This window comes from Marinobacterium aestuarii (assembly GCF_001651805.1).
In the GTDB taxonomy this organism is placed as follows: Bacteria; Pseudomonadota; Gammaproteobacteria; order Pseudomonadales; family Balneatricaceae; genus Marinobacterium_A; species Marinobacterium_A aestuarii.
Window position 1 is genome coordinate 5,110,126 of record NZ_CP015839.1, and the last position, 16,436, is coordinate 5,126,561.

Annotated in this window: 17 protein-coding genes; 7 read left to right on the forward strand and 10 right to left on the reverse strand. The window is 60.0% G+C overall.

Annotated features, from left to right (window positions below):
• Nucleotides 1–33: 33 nt before the first annotated feature.
• Together phoB and phoR are read left to right on the forward strand one after the other, a co-directional pair.
• Nucleotides 34–729, forward strand: coding sequence for a phosphate regulon transcriptional regulator PhoB (gene phoB, locus A8C75_RS22470; protein ID WP_067289381.1), 696 nt, complete (start codon nt 34–36; stop codon nt 727–729).
• A 33-nt stretch (nt 730–762) separates the two neighbouring features.
• Nucleotides 763–2,091, forward strand: a complete 1,329-nt coding sequence (gene phoR / locus A8C75_RS22475) for a phosphate regulon sensor histidine kinase PhoR (RefSeq protein WP_067386734.1) — start codon at nt 763–765, stop codon at nt 2,089–2,091.
• 4 nt (nt 2,092–2,095) lie between these two features.
• On the opposite strand, the gene cysZ is transcribed toward phoR, so the two are convergent.
• Together cysZ and A8C75_RS22485 are read right to left on the reverse strand one after the other, a co-directional pair.
• Nucleotides 2,096–2,869, reverse strand: coding sequence for a sulfate transporter CysZ (cysZ, locus tag A8C75_RS22480; protein ID WP_067386736.1), 774 nt, complete (start codon nt 2,867–2,869; stop codon nt 2,096–2,098).
• Between the two features lie 80 nt (nt 2,870–2,949).
• Nucleotides 2,950–3,177 carry a hypothetical protein gene (locus A8C75_RS22485; RefSeq protein ID WP_067386738.1) on the reverse strand — a complete coding sequence of 76 codons (228 nt, stop codon included), beginning with the start codon at nt 3,175–3,177 and terminating at the stop codon, nt 2,950–2,952.
• 124 nt (nt 3,178–3,301) lie between these two features.
• Here A8C75_RS22485 and A8C75_RS22490 point away from each other — a divergent pair, with 124 nt between their 5' ends.
• A complete protein-coding gene (locus A8C75_RS22490; protein WP_067386740.1) occupies nt 3,302–4,240 on the forward strand; it encodes an NADP-dependent oxidoreductase in 939 nt (312 codons plus the stop codon).
• A 24-nt stretch (nt 4,241–4,264) separates the two neighbouring features.
• On the opposite strand, the gene A8C75_RS22495 is transcribed toward A8C75_RS22490, so the two are convergent.
• Genes A8C75_RS22495 through A8C75_RS22505 form a run of 3 tightly spaced genes read right to left on the reverse strand, consistent with a single transcriptional unit; the run spans nt 4,265 to nt 5,622 of the window.
• Entirely contained in the window at nt 4,265–4,723 is a 459-nt protein-coding gene (locus A8C75_RS22495; protein ID WP_067386742.1) for a hypothetical protein, read from the reverse strand.
• 33 nt (nt 4,724–4,756) lie between these two features.
• Complete coding sequence (locus A8C75_RS22500) at nt 4,757–5,017, reverse strand: hypothetical protein (RefSeq protein WP_067386744.1); 261 nt, start codon at nt 5,015–5,017, stop codon at nt 4,757–4,759.
• Nucleotides 5,017–5,622 (reverse strand): YjaG family protein, encoded by a 606-nt coding sequence (locus A8C75_RS22505; RefSeq protein WP_067386746.1) that lies wholly within the window; start codon nt 5,620–5,622, stop codon nt 5,017–5,019. Before A8C75_RS22505 ends, A8C75_RS22500 begins: the two co-directional genes overlap by 1 nt.
• 141 nt (nt 5,623–5,763) lie before the next feature.
• Between A8C75_RS22505 and A8C75_RS22510 the strand changes: the two genes are divergently transcribed.
• Together A8C75_RS22510 and A8C75_RS22515 are read left to right on the forward strand one after the other, a co-directional pair.
• Nucleotides 5,764–6,315, forward strand: coding sequence for a TRAP transporter small permease subunit (locus A8C75_RS22510; protein WP_067386749.1), 552 nt, complete (start codon nt 5,764–5,766; stop codon nt 6,313–6,315).
• The gene (locus tag A8C75_RS22515; RefSeq protein WP_067386751.1) at nt 6,312–7,691 is read left to right on the forward strand and encodes a TRAP transporter large permease; all 1,380 of its coding nucleotides are present in this window, start codon (nt 6,312–6,314) and stop codon (nt 7,689–7,691) included. The genes A8C75_RS22510 and A8C75_RS22515 overlap by 4 nt, the downstream gene beginning before the upstream one ends.
• Before the next feature lie 320 nt (nt 7,692–8,011).
• Here the strand turns inward: A8C75_RS22515 and A8C75_RS22520 are convergent, their stop codons facing one another.
• Nucleotides 8,012–9,088, reverse strand: coding sequence for a TRAP transporter substrate-binding protein (locus A8C75_RS22520; RefSeq protein ID WP_193788207.1), 1,077 nt, complete (start codon nt 9,086–9,088; stop codon nt 8,012–8,014).
• 206 nt (nt 9,089–9,294) lie between these two features.
• Between A8C75_RS22520 and A8C75_RS22525 the strand changes: the two genes are divergently transcribed.
• Nucleotides 9,295–10,176 carry a MurR/RpiR family transcriptional regulator gene (locus A8C75_RS22525; RefSeq protein WP_193788208.1) on the forward strand — a complete coding sequence of 294 codons (882 nt, stop codon included), beginning with the start codon at nt 9,295–9,297 and terminating at the stop codon, nt 10,174–10,176.
• A 212-nt stretch (nt 10,177–10,388) separates the two neighbouring features.
• Nucleotides 10,389–10,595, forward strand: a complete 207-nt coding sequence (locus tag A8C75_RS22530) for a PA3496 family putative envelope integrity protein (protein WP_067386752.1) — start codon at nt 10,389–10,391, stop codon at nt 10,593–10,595.
• Nucleotides 10,596–10,664: 69 nt separating this feature from the next.
• Here the strand turns inward: A8C75_RS22530 and A8C75_RS22535 are convergent, their stop codons facing one another.
• From A8C75_RS22535 to hppD, 4 genes are all read right to left on the reverse strand, one after another.
• Nucleotides 10,665–12,182, reverse strand: coding sequence for an FMN-binding glutamate synthase family protein (locus tag A8C75_RS22535; protein ID WP_067386755.1), 1,518 nt, complete (start codon nt 12,180–12,182; stop codon nt 10,665–10,667).
• 272 nt (nt 12,183–12,454) lie between these two features.
• Nucleotides 12,455–13,681, reverse strand: coding sequence for a Glu/Leu/Phe/Val dehydrogenase dimerization domain-containing protein (locus tag A8C75_RS22540; protein ID WP_067386757.1), 1,227 nt, complete (start codon nt 13,679–13,681; stop codon nt 12,455–12,457).
• Nucleotides 13,682–13,770: 89 nt separating this feature from the next.
• The gene (locus A8C75_RS22545; RefSeq protein WP_067386759.1) at nt 13,771–15,162 is read right to left on the reverse strand and encodes a sodium-dependent transporter; all 1,392 of its coding nucleotides are present in this window, start codon (nt 15,160–15,162) and stop codon (nt 13,771–13,773) included.
• Between the two features lie 128 nt (nt 15,163–15,290).
• Nucleotides 15,291–16,382 (reverse strand): 4-hydroxyphenylpyruvate dioxygenase, encoded by a 1,092-nt coding sequence (hppD, locus tag A8C75_RS22550; RefSeq protein ID WP_067386761.1) that lies wholly within the window; start codon nt 16,380–16,382, stop codon nt 15,291–15,293.
• Nucleotides 16,383–16,436 lie beyond the last annotated feature (54 nt).

The window sequence follows — 16,436 nt, forward strand, 5'->3', positions numbered from 1 at the left end:
TCGTCTTAATTGCTACGTACAGAGGCAGGACCCATGTCTGCAGCAAAACGTGTACTGATTGTCGACGATGAAGCGCCGATACGTGAAATGATCGCGGTGGCGCTGGAAATGGCCGGCTACGAGTGCCTGGAAGCTGATAACGCCCGCGATGCCCACGAACTGGTCGTGGACAGCCCACCGGACCTGGTGTTGCTGGATTGGATGATGCCCGGCATGACCGGCATCGAATTTGCCCGCAGGTTGCGCAAGGATGCACTCACCGCAGAAATCCCCATCATCATGCTGACCGCCAAGGGCGAAGAGGACAGCAAGGTGAAGGGGCTTGAGGCCGGCGTGGATGACTACATCACCAAGCCCTTCTCGCCACGCGAGCTGGTGGCACGGCTGAAAACGGTCTTGCGCCGCACCACGCCCAAGGGCGTCGAGGAACCGGTCAGCGTGGATGGCCTGATGCTGGATCCCATCTCGCACCGCGTCACCTCCGACGACAAGCCCATTGAACTGGGGCCGACCGAGTTTCGCCTGCTGCAGTTTTTCATGACGCATCAGGATCGCGCCTATTCCCGCAGCCAGCTGCTGGACATGGTCTGGGGCGGCAATGTCTATGTCGAGGAACGTACCGTCGATGTGCATATCCGCCGCCTGAGAAAGGCACTCACCGAGCGTCACGACTACCTGGTGCAAACCGTTCGCGGCACTGGTTACCGTTTCTCTTCCCAGGTGGCATAATTCGCCATCTGACAACCTGGGGCCCAGACGAGTATGCAGAACACGCAGCACGCAATGTTCGTCAGCCTGTGCCTGAGCGCTCTGGCCGGAGCCAGTGCCGGTCTGCTGTTTGGCCTCCCCGCCTGGGGTGCCACTGCCGGTCTGCTGGGCTGGGGCAGCTACCAGATCCGTCAGTTTCAGAAACTGCAGACCTGGCTTCAGCGCAACGATGGTACAGCGCCACCCGAGGCCACCGGTTACTGGGGTGAGCTGCTGGACGAGCTGGCCCGCACCCAAAAGACCGACCGCGGCCGCGAGCAAAGTCTGCAGGCCATTATCCGGCGTTTCCAGCAGTCGTCCGCCGCCCTGCAGGACGGCATCGTCATTGTCGATCGCAACAATAATCTGGAGTGGTGGAACCGTTCGGCGGACAAGCTGCTGGGCCTCAAGGCGTCTTCGGATCGCGGCAAACCGGTGATTAACCTGCTGCGTGATCCGCGCTTTATCCGCTATTTCCGCAAGGGCCAGTATGCCGAGCCACTGGAACTCCCAAGCCCGGTCAATAGCGACCTGCACCTGCAATACCAGATCACCAGCTTCGGCGAAGGCGACCGGCTGCTGGTGGCCCGCGACATCACCCGGCTGCGGCGTTTGGAACAGACCCGGCAGGACTTTGTCGCCAACGCCTCCCACGAGCTGCGCACACCGCTGACGGTCATTCGCGGCTACGTCGAAACCTTTATGGATCAGGACCTGCCGCGCCCGCTGGCCCGTGCCATGGGGCAGATGCAGACCCAGGCAATACGCATGGAGAGTCTGGTCAATGATCTGCTGCTGCTGTCACGGCTGGAGTCCAGCAACCATATCGCCGATGAACACCAGATTCAGCTCAGGCCCATGCTGGAGCAAATTCATCAGGATGCGCAGGTGCTGACGCAAACCCAGCAAAAAGACCATGCCATCAGTCTGCAGCTGGACAGCGATTTCGATCTTGCCGGCCAGGAACTGGAGCTGCACAGCGCTTTCTCGAATCTGGTGTTCAATGCCGTGCGCTACACACCGGCCAGGGGCAGGATAGCCCTGCGCTGGTGGACAGATGCCAGCGGCGGGCACTTCTCAGTCAGCGACGATGGCATCGGTATCGACTCCATCCATATACCGCGTCTGACCGAACGCTTTTACCGCGTCGATGAAAGCCGCTCCTCCTCCAGCGGCGGCACCGGCCTTGGCCTGGCCATAGTCAAACATGTGCTGGTGCGCCACGGCGCCCACCTCAGCATCGACAGCCGGCCCGGCAAGGGCAGCACCTTCAGCTGCCATTTCCCCCCCGAGATGCTGGTCGACGCCGCCGATCGCCAGACCGAAACCGCCGGGTCGCACTAAAGGCTTAACGCAGGCGCAACTCCGGCGACTCGCCTTCCACCACAGGCGCATGCTCCTCTACCCAGTACAGAGTGGCGCCCACCACCGCCGCCGGCATCAGGATCAGGTTCAGCAGCGGCACCATCATGCCCAGCTGCACCAGACCACCAAAGCCGATCGATGTCAGGCGCTTCTCTTTTAGCAACAGCTTCATCTGCCCAAAGCTGACCTTGTTGTTGTCCATGGGATAATCGCAGTACTGGATCGACATCATCCAGGCACCGAACAGGAACCACAGCAGCGGCGACACCAGCCCCACCACCGGTACAAAGGTCAATACCAGCAGCAACAGCACCCGCGGCAGGTAATAGGCGATCTTGGCCAGCTCCCGCGCCAGGGTGCGCGGCACCAGCGCCAGCACGCCCCGCCAGCCCTCGTCAGCGCTGCGCACGCCGCGCAGGTTGCTCTCGACCTTCTCGGCCAGCAGGCCGTTAAAGGGTGCCGCAATCAGGTTCGCCACCAGGGTAAAGCTGTAATAGACCAGCACCAGCACCACCAGCGCCAGCAGCGGCCAGAGCAGATAACGCAGGAACGACAGCCATTCCCAGTCCGGTAACAGCTGTGTCAGCAGGTAATCGACCCAGCCATCAAACTGGCTCATCAGCAGCCAGATGGCGCCGCTGAACAGCAGCACATTCACCAGCAATGGAATCAGTACGAAATTGCGGATCGAGGGGTGGGGCAGCATTTTCAAGCCGCGCAGCAGATAGCCTGCGCCCTTTGCGGGGTTTCCTTTCATGACAGACCTTGCGTGATTGCACTTGGATGGCGGCCCGCGGCACTACTGGGCCCGGGCCTGCCCTGACGATGACGAGATTGTTAGCTGATATAAAACAGATAGCCCTTCAGCGCCACCGCCAGGATCATCATCAGCAGGGCAATGCGGTTGATGCGATTCTCGCCGGCATTGAAGGCAATGGTCGGCTGCCAGAACATCAGCAGTGAGCGGTAATCCCGGGTGCGCAGACCATAGAGCCCCAGCGACACCAGAAACAGGATAACTCCGCCCCAGAACAGCAGTTGTTCCAAAATTCCCAAATACACCATACTCTTGTTACCTGATAGCGGTTACGGGTTTGCACAGACACCAAGCCTAACAAATTCAAACCGCAAGAGCTGCAGTTGCCAGCTACCACTTTCGCCGCAGCCCCTCGCCCAGCAGGAGACTTTCATGAAAGCGATCCGCATTCACGCCTTTGGCGGCCCCGACGCCCTCAGCTATGAGGAAGTGCCGACCCCCACCATTCGCGACAACGAAGTACTGGTGCGCAACAAGGCGGCCGGCATCAATCCGATTGACTGGAAAACCTGCAGCGGCGGTGGTGCCGCCTCCTTTATTGGCAAGCTGCCCTTCATACCCGGGTGGGAGTTTGCCGGCGTGGTGGAACTGGTCGGAGCAGCGGTGGATGGTTTCAAGGTTGGCGATGAAGTCTTCGGTTTTATTCGCTTTCCGGAAGCGGCCGGCTGCTATGCCGAACACCTGGCGGCGCCGGCAAACCAGATCGCCCACAAGCCTGCGCAGATGTCATTCAGTGAAGGCGCGGGACTCGGTCTTGCAGGTCTTACCGCCTGGCAGGCGCTGTTCGACAAGGGCCAGCTCAGTGCCGGCCAGCAGGTGCTGGTACTGGCCGCCGCCGGCGGTGTGGGGCATCTGGCGGTGCAGCTGGCCAAGGCAGCCGGCGCCCAGGTGACGGGCTCCGCCTCGGCGGCCAACCATGAATACCTGCACAGCCTGGGCTGTGATGCGGTGATTGATTACCAAACGCAGGATGTGGGTCAGGCGCTGCAGGACATCGACCTGGTGATTGATGGCATGGGTGGTGAGGTTGGCATCAATGCCTTGCAGTGTCTGAAACCCGGCGGGCGCCTGGTCACCCTGCCCTCGGTTACCCTGGATGCGGTGGTGCGGGCCGCAGAAGCGGCCGGCGTTCAGGCAAGCGGCATCAGGGTGGAACCCAATGGCGCCCAGCTGGCAGAGCTGGCCAAGCGCTATGCCGAGGGCAACCTCAAGCTGACCCTGGCCGCCGAAGTCCCCCTGGCCGAAGCCCGTAGTGCCCATAAGCAGAGCGCCGGAGGCCATGTGCGCGGCAAGCTGATACTGACGGTGTGACAAGCCCCCAGTGAAGACTGGGCGTTACGGCGTCGGCGCATCGGCGGCAATGCCGCCACTGCATTCATACTGTTGCTGGCGCAGCAGCAGGCGGCAGCCTTCACCACGAATATCACCTTCCCAGCAGGTGTACTTGGCCCAGGACTTGTCATCTTCGGTGAGTTTGAGCCGGTATGCGGGGACTTGGTCGCAAAAACCCTCGGAGGGGGCCGCTGCAGCAAGGCAGGCCTTGAGAAAATAGTCATGCTGCAGGGTGCATTCAAAGCCAATGCAGCCATCGAAATCATCCAGAGTCCGGGTCAGGCAGGCCTGCTGATCATGGTTCTGGCCAAACAGCCGCCCCTGGGCCTGAAAGGTTTCCCGCGCATCGACCTGGCGGTCATTGAACTGCTCCAGCCACAGAGGACCGCGCAGCCAGATCCAGAGGCCCAGCACCAGCGTAATGAGGCCAAGCCCGATAAGGACTTTGCTGCGTGATTTCATAGTCAATCCGGTATTTCAAAAGTAGAAAGGGCTTCAGCTGCGCCGGGTGTACAGGCCGCCAAGACACAGGAACAGGCCCAGGGTAGATAGCAGCATGCCGCCGTTCACCAGCAACGGCTTGCGCGCGCTAAAGGGGACAAAGGCATGGTTGCCCACCGGGTCACAGGCCTCGGCGGCATAGTCGAAGGATCCGCCGGCATCGAGGCAGGCATCAATCAGCGACTGTTCCATCATGTAACCGACCATCATTCCGATCGCCGGCACCAGCAGCAGTAAAAGACCCAGTCGCAGCATCAGTCCTGATCACTAATGCCGATGTTGCTGAAGTCTTCATTGCGGCCCAGTTCGCGCAACTGCTTCACCAGTGCCGGATTGAAGGGGCCATCGGCTTCCAGCAATTCCAGCGCCGTGTCCACAAAGGCTTCCTCCTGCAACATCATGTCGTGGGTATTGATGAAGCGCACCAGCTCCTCGTCGGACATCTGATCGTCACCTTCGGTGACCTCGATATAGGACGCCACACACTCGCGGGACAGGTTCAGCACCGCCACGGCCTCGCTGGCGTCGTTGTCCAGAGTCGCGCTCAGGGTGGAGAACAGTGCCAGCACCGAATCCAGTGCAGGGGAGGCACCGTACATGTCAAAGGCATCAAGATCCGGCATATTGCTTTCGACCTTGTCCAGCTGTACCTCGAAGTTCATCTTGGCGCCACTGTTGGACAGGTGATCCCAGACCCCATTCAGAATCTGGCGCAACTGCTGGGCATCGCCAAACTCCGCCAGCCGCGAGAACAGCGCGAAGTTCGGAAACATGCGCTCGGACAGGGTGGCGCAAAACGCCGTCAACCGGACCTGCTCCAGTTCTGACAGGCGTGCTTCTATATCCAATTGATCACTCATTGATCTCTCCGCAGGTCGAGACAGTTTCGTAGGCCCTATTGTAAGGGTTTTACAGCAATTTGCAGTACGGGAAGTCATGACGCCCCTGTCTGATGCGGTTATATTAGTACCTCCTCGAATTGAATCGCGGTTATAACAAAAATGTCCTCATTCTCGTCGATCAATCGACTGGTCCAGATGCTGGATTGTTTCAGCGAATGGAGCGGCCGCATTATTTCCTGGCTAACGCTGTTCATGGTGCTGACGACCTTCGTGGTCGTGGTCATGCGCTACCTGTTCAACGTCGGCAACATCGCCGTACAGGAATCCATTATCTACATGCACAGCTTTGTCTTCCTGCTGGGCGCCGCCTACACCCTCAAGCATGACGGCCATGTGCGGGTGGACATTTTTTACCGTCCGCTGAGTGAGCGCGGCAAGGCCTGGATCAACCTGTTCGGCACTTTGGCGTTACTTATGCCGGTGTCCATTTTCATTCTGGTGATCTCCTGGGAATACGTTGCCACCTCCTGGGGCCAGCTCGAAGGTTCCCAGGAAGCCGGCGGTATTCCCTATCGCTACCTGCTCAAATCCACCCTGATCCTGATGCCCATCATGATGATCATGCAGGGCATCGCCGACCTCGGCCGCTGCCTGCTGGTACTGTGCGGACAGGGTCACCTGCTGCCATCTGACGAGGAACACGGTCTATGAGCGAACTTCTTCCCCTGTTCCTGTTTGCCGGTGCCATTATCGTTTTGCTGCTCGGCTACTCGGTCGCCTTTTCCCTCGCCGGTACCGGCCTGCTGTTTGCGGCCATTGGCGCCTGGACCGGCCACTTCGATGTGGTTTTCCTGGAGGCCATCCCCAACCGCCTGTTCGGCATAATGAACAATGAGGTGCTGATCGCAGTACCGCTGTTTGTGTTCATGGGGGTCATGCTGGAGAAATCCCGCATTGCCGAAGAGCTGCTGGATGCCATGGCATTGATGTTCGGCCCCATGCGGGCGGGCCTTGGTATCTCAGTCACCCTGGTGGGCATGCTGCTGGCCGCCAGCACCGGTATCGTTGGCGCTACAGTGGTGACCATGGGGCTGCTGTCGCTGCCCACCATGCTGCGCCGGGGCTATGACCCCAAGGTAGCGACGGGCATCATCTGCGCCTCCGGCACCCTGGGACAGATCATTCCGCCGTCCATCGTGCTGGTACTGCTGGGGGATGTTATTTCATCGGCCTACCAGCAGGCGCAGATCGACCAGGGCATGTTTTCGCCTGAAACCGTCACCGTGGGTGACCTCTTCCTCGGCGCCCTGATTCCCGGCCTGATCCTGGTTCTGGCCTATATCCTCTATCTGTTGTTCAAGGCCGTGGTGGATCCCAAAAGCGTGCCGGCCATCCCCCAGGCAGAGCGCGATGCGGTGGATGACCTCACAGCCCGCGTACTCAAGGCACTAGTACCCCCAATCCTGCTGATCGGTCTGGTACTGGGCTCCATTCTGGGCGGCTTCGCCACGCCCACAGAGGCGGCCTCGGTCGGGGCTGTCGGCGCCATTGCGCTCAGCATGATGCGCGGCAACTTCAGCTATACCGTGCTAAAGCAGGTGATGAAGTCCACCACCGAAGTCAGCTCCATGGTGTTTATCATCCTGGTGGGCGCATCCATCTTCTCGCTGGTATTCCGCGGCTACGGCGGTGATGACCTGGTGCGGGACTTCCTTACCGACCTGCCCGGCGGCGTCTTCGGCGCCATGGCTATCGTCATGCTGGTGATCTTCCTGCTTGGCTTCTTCCTCGACTTTATCGAGATTACCTTTGTGGTCGTGCCCATAGTGGCGCCGATTCTGCTCACCATGGGGCTGGACCCGGTCTGGCTCGGCATCATGATCGCCATCAACCTGCAGACCTCCTTCCTGACGCCGCCCTTTGGCTTCGCGCTCTTTTACCTGCGCGGCGTAGCACCGGAGTCGGTCTCGACCATGCAGATATACCGCGGCGTAATACCCTTCATCCTGATACAGCTGGTGGTCCTCAGCCTGCTGGCGTACTGGCCGGCCCTGGCCACCTGGCTGCCGGAAGTGGTGTACGGCTAATGTGTACGGGTGTAGCGCAGCGAAACCCATCAACCGGCCAGCCCATCACCGGCGGCTGATTGTTGGGCTATGGCATCGTTGGGTTACGCCCCATCGGGGCTGCACCCGTTCATCCTGAACATGCACCACTCCTTCGCGTCCCTGCGACCGTGGTATGACCGCCATGGATGGCGGAAATCCTAACATTGCAGGAGCTAATGTCAGGGCCCGTTCATCCTGAACATGCACCACTCCTTCGCGTCCCTGCGGCCGTGGTATACCGTTCATCCTGAACATAAAAAAGGCCGACATTGCTGTCGGCCTTTTTATACGCGTAAAACTTAAAGAGAGCGTGCGTTCAGGTAAGCCTGCTCGGAAACGGCGTGCCATTTCTTCGCCTGGTCGCGGAATTTAACGAAGGAGTCGAACACCTTTTTGGTGATCTCGTCCTGCGCGGCTTCTTCTGCAATCACTTCGTCGGACAGATCGCGCAGCTTCTTCAGCACGTCGTCCGGGAAACGACGCAGATCCACGTTCTGCTCGTTAACCAGTTGCTCCAGGGCCTGGTTGTTCTTGGCGGTGAAGTCCGCCAGCATATCCTGGTTGGCGATACGGATGGCCGTACGCACGATGAGCTGAAGCTCTTCGGGCAGTGCTTCCAGCGCTTCCTTGTTGATCATGCATTCCAGCGTAGTGCCTGGCTCATGCCAACCCGGGTAGTAGTAGTACTTGGCGGCCTTGTGCAGACCGAAGGCCATGTCGTTGTAAGGACCGACCCACTCGGTGGCATCGATGGCACCGGATTGCAGTGACGGGAAGATTTCGCCGCCCGGCAGCAGTACCGGAGTACCGCCGGCGCGCTTGAGCACTTCGCCGCCCAGACCCGGAATACGCATTTTCAGGCCTTCGAGGTCACCAACACTGTTGATTTCCTTGTTGAACCAGCCGCCCATCTGCACGCCCGTGTTACCGGCAGCGCCCGGCACCAGGCCAAAGGGTGCGTAGACTTCTTCCCACAGCTCCATGCCGCCACCGTGGTACAGCCAGGAGTTCATTTCCTGTGCGGTCAGGCCGAAAGGCACCGCCGCAAAGAATTGCGCCGCGCTGCTTTTACCCTTCCAGTAGTAGGATGCGCCATGGCCGAGCTGCGCCGTGCCGCGGGATACGGCGTCAAATACCTCCAGGGCACCGACCAGTTCGCCGGCACCGTAAACCTTAACCTCGATTCGACCATTGCTGAGCTTGCCGATCAGCTCCGCCAGATAATTTGCGCCGGTACCCAGCCCCGGGAAATTCTTCGGCCAGGTGGTGACCATTTTCCATTTGTGTTCTGGTGCCGCCTGCGCGACTCCTGATACCAGAGTGCCTGCTGCCAGAGTAGCCGCACCCGCTCCTTGTAGGAATTGACGACGTTTCACAGAGCCTTCCCCGCTGTTTTGCATTATTCGGAATTTTTATTTGCAATTCAAAAAGGTAGCACGCACCTGCAGAAGCTGCAACGCGGTTTTCATCGCCGGCATGGCGCATTTGATATGGCGGCCGATCGTAGTTAAATAGGATCGCTGTCACATTCATTGCTATAATTGCCGCCTTGCCAAGTAGTTGTTCGAAAAAGAGAAAAGCCTTGCACCCCCTCAACCTGCTGAAAATGATCGCAGATGCACGCCCCAAGCTGCGCAAGTCCGAGCAGAAGGTGGCTGACTACGTCCTGGCAAAGCCCAGTGACGTCATTCATATGCGCATTGTCGACCTCGCGGCCGAGGCCAGCGTCAGTGAACCGACAGTGGTGCGCTTTTGCCGTGCGCTTAACTACGATGGCTTTCAGGACTTCAAGCTGACGCTGGCTCAGGGCCTGGCCAGCAACCCCAGTTTTGAGCAGTTTGCGCTGAATTCGACCGACACTGTGCACGAGTTCAAGCAGAAAATTTTCGATTCCATGATCGGCAACCTGATCAATATCCGTGAGGATCTGGACTCGGAAACCCTCGAAAGCGCCATAGATGCACTGGCCCAGGCACCGCGGGTTGAGATCTACGGTTTTGGTGCCTCGGCACCGGTGTGCATGGATGCACAGCACAAGCTGCACCGTCTGAAGATCCTGGCGGCGGCCTATTCAGACCCCCACATGCAGACCATCTCCGCCGTCACCCTGAGGGAAGGCGATGTTGTCATGGCCGTATCCCAGACCGGCCGTACCAAGGATCTGCTGCACAGCGTGCGTCTGGTGCGCGAGACCGGCGCCACCGTCATTACCCTGTGCCCAGGCAATACGCCCCTGTCGGACCTGGCCACAATCGCCATCCATACCGATCTGGAAGAAGACAAGGACCTGAGCGCGCTTATGTCATCCCGCGTCATGCACCTGGTGGTGATTGATGTGTTGGCCGTGGGCGTCGCCATGAAGCTGGGCCCGGCCCTGCTCGACCACCTCAAGACCATCAAGCGCAGCCTGCGCAGCCTGCGCCTGAACGACAAACGCCCCGCCGCCGCCGGCGCCCAAGACTGACATCAGCCTGTAACAGCGGCCCATTACTCTGCCTGCATTGTTTGAAAAACAATCAAAGTTGCGATAAAACAGAGTAACCCGTAGCGATTCCCGTCATGGAATGCAGCATCGCACCCAGTGGGAATCGTGTTTGAGGCAGTCTCTGAGTCAGTGACAGGCAGCAGGCAGGTCACCGGCAGATACAGAGACTCGAGCGACGAGGAGCTGTCATTATGCTGATACGCAAAGAGCAGGATCTAAACGCCATTCAAACCGAAGTATTCGACATTCTGATCGGATTCAACGACGAGGAAAAGCAGGTACGCAAGCAACGCGCTTCGCGCCGTGCCCTGGAAGCCAGGCGGGCTATCGAGCGACACATGGAAGAACGCAACCTGACGCGACATATCGATACCGACGCCTGGCTCGAAGACGCCTGAGCCTCCCCAATCAAACAACTGAGCCCTGCAACCGCAGGGCTCAGTGCGTTTAGCGCTTCACCTCACCCGTCACACAATCCCTGTACCCGCATCGGCGCGGGGCTCTGGATAGATAATATTCAGCGGCACCGAGCGGCCACCTTCCACCACCATAGCCGCGTGTTCACGCCGCAGCAGCCGGGGTTCTGAAACACCGCAGCTGTGGGCGATCAGCTCGACTTCGTGCACCAGATTATCGTGAAAATGACGCACCCGCTCGGCCTTGTCGGCGGGCACCAGGCCGCGCTGCAGATCCGGGTCATGGGTCGTCACCCCGGCGGGGCAGGTATTGCGGTTGCACTGCATCGCCTGGATGCAGCCCAGCGAAAACATGAAGCCGCGGGCACTGACCACAAAGTCCGCCCCCATGCACAGTGCCGCTGCCACATCGGTCGGGGTGATCAGCTTGCCGGACGCCACCAGCCTTATGCGTTCGCGCAGACCATGCTCCAGCAGCTTGTTGACCAGCACCGGCAGGCTTTCGCGCAGCGGCAAACCGACGCTGTCCATCAACGGCATGGGCGCCGCACCGGTGCCGCCATCGGAGCTGTCCAGGGTGATGAAATCGGGTGCCGATTCTATGCCCCGGTCATGAATCATCTGGCAGAAATCGTCCAGCCAGTGGGCTGATCCCAGCACCAGCTTGATGCCACAGGGCTTGCCGGTCACGCTACGCACATGCCCGATCATGTCCAGCAGATCACCAATGGAGTCGATCTCCGGATGACGGTTGGGGCTGATGGATGCATGGCCTTCGGGGATGCCGCGAATACTCGCCACTTCCGCGCTGACTTTCTCCGCCGGCAGCATGCCACCCTTGCCGGGTTTCGCGCCCTGGGACAGCTTGATTTCGAACATCCGCACCTGGCGGATGTCGGCCTTCTCCCGCAGTTTTTCGTCGGACAGCAGGCCATGCTCATCGCGCACGCCATATTTGGCCGTGCCTATCTGACACACCAGATCGCAGCCACCTTCCAGGTGGTAGGGGGCAATGCCGCCTTCACCGGTGTTCATCCAGCAGCCGGCCAGCTGGGCACCACGGGACAGCGCCTGCACCGCAGGTTTGGACAGGGCACCGTAGCTCATGCCCGATACGTTGAACCATGAGGGTGCATCGTAGGGCTCGGTGCAATAGGGACCTATGCGCATCGACACCGAGCGGGTGCTCTCCTCGGACAGTTTGGGAAAGGGGCAATTCAGGAAGTAATAAGTACCGGGGCTGCGCAGGTCGCGGGTCGAACCGAAGGCGACGGTATTGTCGATGTTCTTGGCCGCCCGGTACACCCAGGAGCGCTGGGCACGGTTGAAGGGCATTTCTTCCCGGTCCATGGCAAAGAAGTACTGGCGAAAGAACTCACCCAGATGCTCAAACAGGTAGCGAAAGCGCCCCACCAGCGGATAGTTGCGCCTCAGGCTGTGTTTGGTCTGATGCTTGTCGATCTGGTAGTAGGCCAGCGCCGCCACTGCGATGCCCACCAGCACAATCAGCATCAGCACACCGATCACTGCGATGAAATTGATCGCAAAACTCGTCACCGCATCGTTCATGCACTATATCTCCTGCCAGATTCAGGCCCCTATCCTACCCCTGCCATGGCAAACCTCAATGGCTGCACGCGTTACCGGCACCAGCGGCAGAAAGCCCATAACAATTTGAGCTGCAGATTAGTAATTGAAACTGAAAAATTTATGAGTCTGTCCTTGTCGCTTCATAAGCACACGCCTGCTATTGGAAAACACGCCCAAACGCACAAAGCCCGTTACATCGAAATGCAACGGGCTAGCAGCCAATGATTCAGGCAGCAGCTTCAGTGCGGCTTTCAGACCAGCTGCTTGAGCGCGATCTCGAATGCCGTGCTGGCGATGCCGGTACGCGCGCTGGACTGGGCGTGGGTCAGCGCCAGGGCATTGCGCACCGTGCTGGTGACATCGCTGAAAATGGCCTCATCGCTGATCTCGACATTGTTATTCATCAGGAAAGCGAACACCCGGGCCATGCCGCAGTTGGCGATAAAGTCCGGCAGCACGCTGATTCTGGAGTCCAGGTACTCGTACACCTTGCCGTAGAAGATCTCGGGATCGTTGAAGGGCACGTTGGCGCCACAGGAGACCACTTCCAGCCCCCTGTCGATCAGGCGATCCAGCTGATCCTGGGTTACCAGGCGGGATGCCGCGCAGGGCAGGAAGATTTCCGCCTCCATATCCCAGATACGTGCCTGCACCTCCTCGAACGACAGCAGCCCTTCGGCCGCCAGCTGATTGCCCTGCTTGTTGTGGAACAGTTCGCGCACCTGCTCGAACGACAATCCCTCGGGTACCAGCAGACCGCCGGCACGGTCGATGATGCCAACAATTTTGGCGCCCTGCTGCGCCAGATAATAGGCCGCAGCCGAGCCCACATTACCCCAGCCCTGGACGATGACGCGCTTGCCCTGCACCTCGCCACCGTAGATGTTGTAGTAGTGGTGCACCGCCTCCGCCACACCCCAGCCGGTGATCATGTCGGCCACTGTGTACTTGCGGCCGTGATCCGGCGTATAGCGGCTGTCTTCGATAATCTTGGCCACGCCCAGGCGCAGCTGACCGACCTTCTGGATCCGTTCGCTGGTGCTGGGCTGGAAGTGGCCGTTGACCACGCCTTCCTGCGGGTGCCAGAGGCCGTAGCTTTCGGTAATGGGTATCACCTCGTGCACTTCATCGACGTTAAGGTCACCGCCGGTGCCGTAGTAGTGCTTCAGCAAGGGTGCCACCGCCTTGTACCAGCGCTTGAGCACATCGAGCTTGCGCGGATCGGCCGGATCGAAATCGATGCCGGACTTGGCACCGCCGATGGCCGGCCCCGACACCGAGAACTTCACTTCCATGGTCTTGGCCAGGGATTCCACTTCGTGACGGTCCAGCCCCTTGCGCATGCGGGTACCACCGCCGGCGGCGCCGCCGCGCAGGGAGTTGATCACCACCCAGCCCCTGGCCTCGGTTTCGGCGTCCTGCCATTCAAAGACGATCTCGGGAGTCTTGCTTTCAAATGCCTGCAGTAATTTTTTCATGGGAGTACACCTGTGTAGCCGGCAACGGCAAAGCTGTTGCCTCGCCAGGCACGCAGCCTGGCGAGATGAGTTAATGAACGAATACGAATTCAGACGTTGTAGAAGAACAGCACCACCAGGCCGACCGGTGTCAGGTAGCGCAGCACGAACAGCCAGACCCGGTGCATCGAGCCCGCGCCGAGTTCCTCTTCGCTGGAGGACTTTTTCATCACCCAGCCGACAAAGACAGCGGTCAGCAGCGCCACCAGCGGCATCATGACGTTGGCGGTGAGGAAGTCATACAGATCAAACAGGGTCTTGCCCTCAAAGCGCTCGAAGCTGTCCAGCGGCGTAAAGTCGGACCAGACATTCAGCGACAGCACCGTGGTCAGTCCTACCAGCCAGGCCGCCAGACCGCCCGAAATAGCCGCCTTGCGCCGCGCCATGCCCTGCTCTTCCAGCCACTTCACCACGGCCTCCAGCATCGACAGCGCCGAGGTCCAGGCGGCGAACAGCAGCAGCACAAAGAACAGGGTCGCAAAGAAGCTGCCCCCCGGCATCTGGCCAAAGGCCACCGGCAGGGTATTGAAGATCAGACCAGGCCCGGCGCCGGGTTCAAGGTCGTTGGCAAACACGATCGGGAAGATCGCCAGACCCGCCATCAGTGCCACCGCGGTATCCATCACCGCCACCAGCATGGAGGTGCGCACAATCGATACGCCCTTGGGCAGGTAGGCGCCGTAGGCCATCATGGAACCGCTGGCCAGGCTCAGGGTAAAGAACGCATGCCCGAGCGCCACCAGCACCGCCGCTGCGGTAAGACTGGAGAAGTCCGGTTCGAACAGAAAGCGCAGGGCGGTACCGAAATGATCGGTGCTCATGCCAAAGCCCACCAGCATGACCAGCAACAGCAGCAGCGCCGGCATCAGCCAGGTCACCGCCCGTTCCAGGCCGTGGCGCACGCCGCCCACCGACACCATCACCGCCAGCACCATGAACAGGCTGTGCCAGAGCGTCAGCTCAAAGGGCGACGCCAGCAGCTGGCCAAACATCTCGCCCGCCTGGGCGCCATCCATCCCCACCAGGTTGCCCTGCAGCGCATGGAAGATATAGGGAATGGTCCAGCCGGCAATGACACTGTAAAACGACAGGATCAGAAACGCCGCCAGGGTGGCCAGCCAGCCGATAGCCTTCCAGTGCCGCGACACCCCTTCCTGGCGGGCAATTTCGCGCATGCTGTTGATCGGGCTGTGGCGACCGCGCCGACCCAGCATGACTTCGGCGATCATCACCGGAATGCCGATCACGGCGATGCAGGCCAGGTACACCAGTACAAAGGCGCCGCCACCGTTTTCACCGGTGATATAGGGGAACTTCCAGATATTACCCAGGCCGACGGCGGAGCCCGCCGCCGCCAGAATAAAGGCCAGACGGGACGACCAGAGGGCCGGACCGGGCGCAGCCGAGCGACTCGCGGAGGATGCGATAGTGGTTGAAGACACAGAGTGCTCCTTGAAAACCTGTTATTAGCATTGTTATAGGTCGCCGCCGGCGCCTCTTCCCTGCCGTCCCTAACGAGGAAAGGAGGATAGAGACGCCGGAGCGGGTCAGACTGAGCGGTGAACGTTGATCAGCCGTTATTCGGCAGGACGCCGCGGCGGATCTGGTCTTCCTCGATGGATTCGAACAGGGCCTGGAAGTTGCCCTCGCCAAAGCCCTCGTTACCCTTGCGCTGAATGATCTCGAAGAAGATCGGGCCAATCACCGTATCGGTGAAGATCTGCAGCAGTAGCCCCTGCCCCTGGGTAGGCGCGCCGTCGATCAGGATATGATCCTTCTGCAAGCGGGCCACATCTTCACCGTGGCCCGGCAGGCGTGCGTCGATGCGTGCATAGTAGGTGTCCGGCGTGGTCAGGAAGGTCACACCGGCGGCACGCAGGGTTTCAACGGTCTGGAAGATATCGCCGGTACCCAGGGCAATATGCTGGATGCCTTCGCCGTTGTAATCCTGCAGGAATTCCTCGATCTGACTCTTGTCGTCGGTGGACTCGTTGATCGGGATGCGAATCTTGCCGCAGGGGCTGGTCAGGGCGCGGGACTTGAGCCCGGTCAGCTTGCCTTCGATATCGAAGTAGCGCACTTCACGGAAGTTGAAATGCTGCTCGTAGAAGCCGGCCCACAGGTCCATGTTGCCCCGCGCCACATTGTGCGTCAGGTGATCAATGTAGGTCAGGCCCACCCCCGCCGGGTGCTGGTCGACACCCTTGATGGGGCGAAAGTCCACATCATAGATGCTCTTGTCGCCGTAGCGATCCACCAGGTAGATCAGGGAGCCGCCGATACCCTCGATGGCCGGAATCTGCAGTTCCATCGGGCCTGCGCCGGATTCCACCGCTTTGGCGCCACCGGCCACCAGCGCCTTGAGCGCGGCGGCGGCATCGGCCACCCGAAACGCCATGGCATTGGCGCTGGGGCCATGTTCATGGGCGAAACTCTGGGCGCGGCTGTTGGGCTCGGCATTGAGGATGAAATTGATATCGCCCTGGCGGAACAGGGTGACATTCTTGCTGCGGTGCCGGGCGATGGCGACAAAGCCCAGGCTTTCGAACAGACGGGACAGGATTTCAGGCGAATCCGAGCAATACTCGACGAACTCGAAGCCGTCGGTGCCCAGGGGGTTTTCCCACAGGCCTGAGGGGGTTGCAGTTTGTGTCTGGGCCATTGTTATTATCTCCATCCGTACCGTGAGTGCTGGCAAGTGATCCGGTGTGACCTG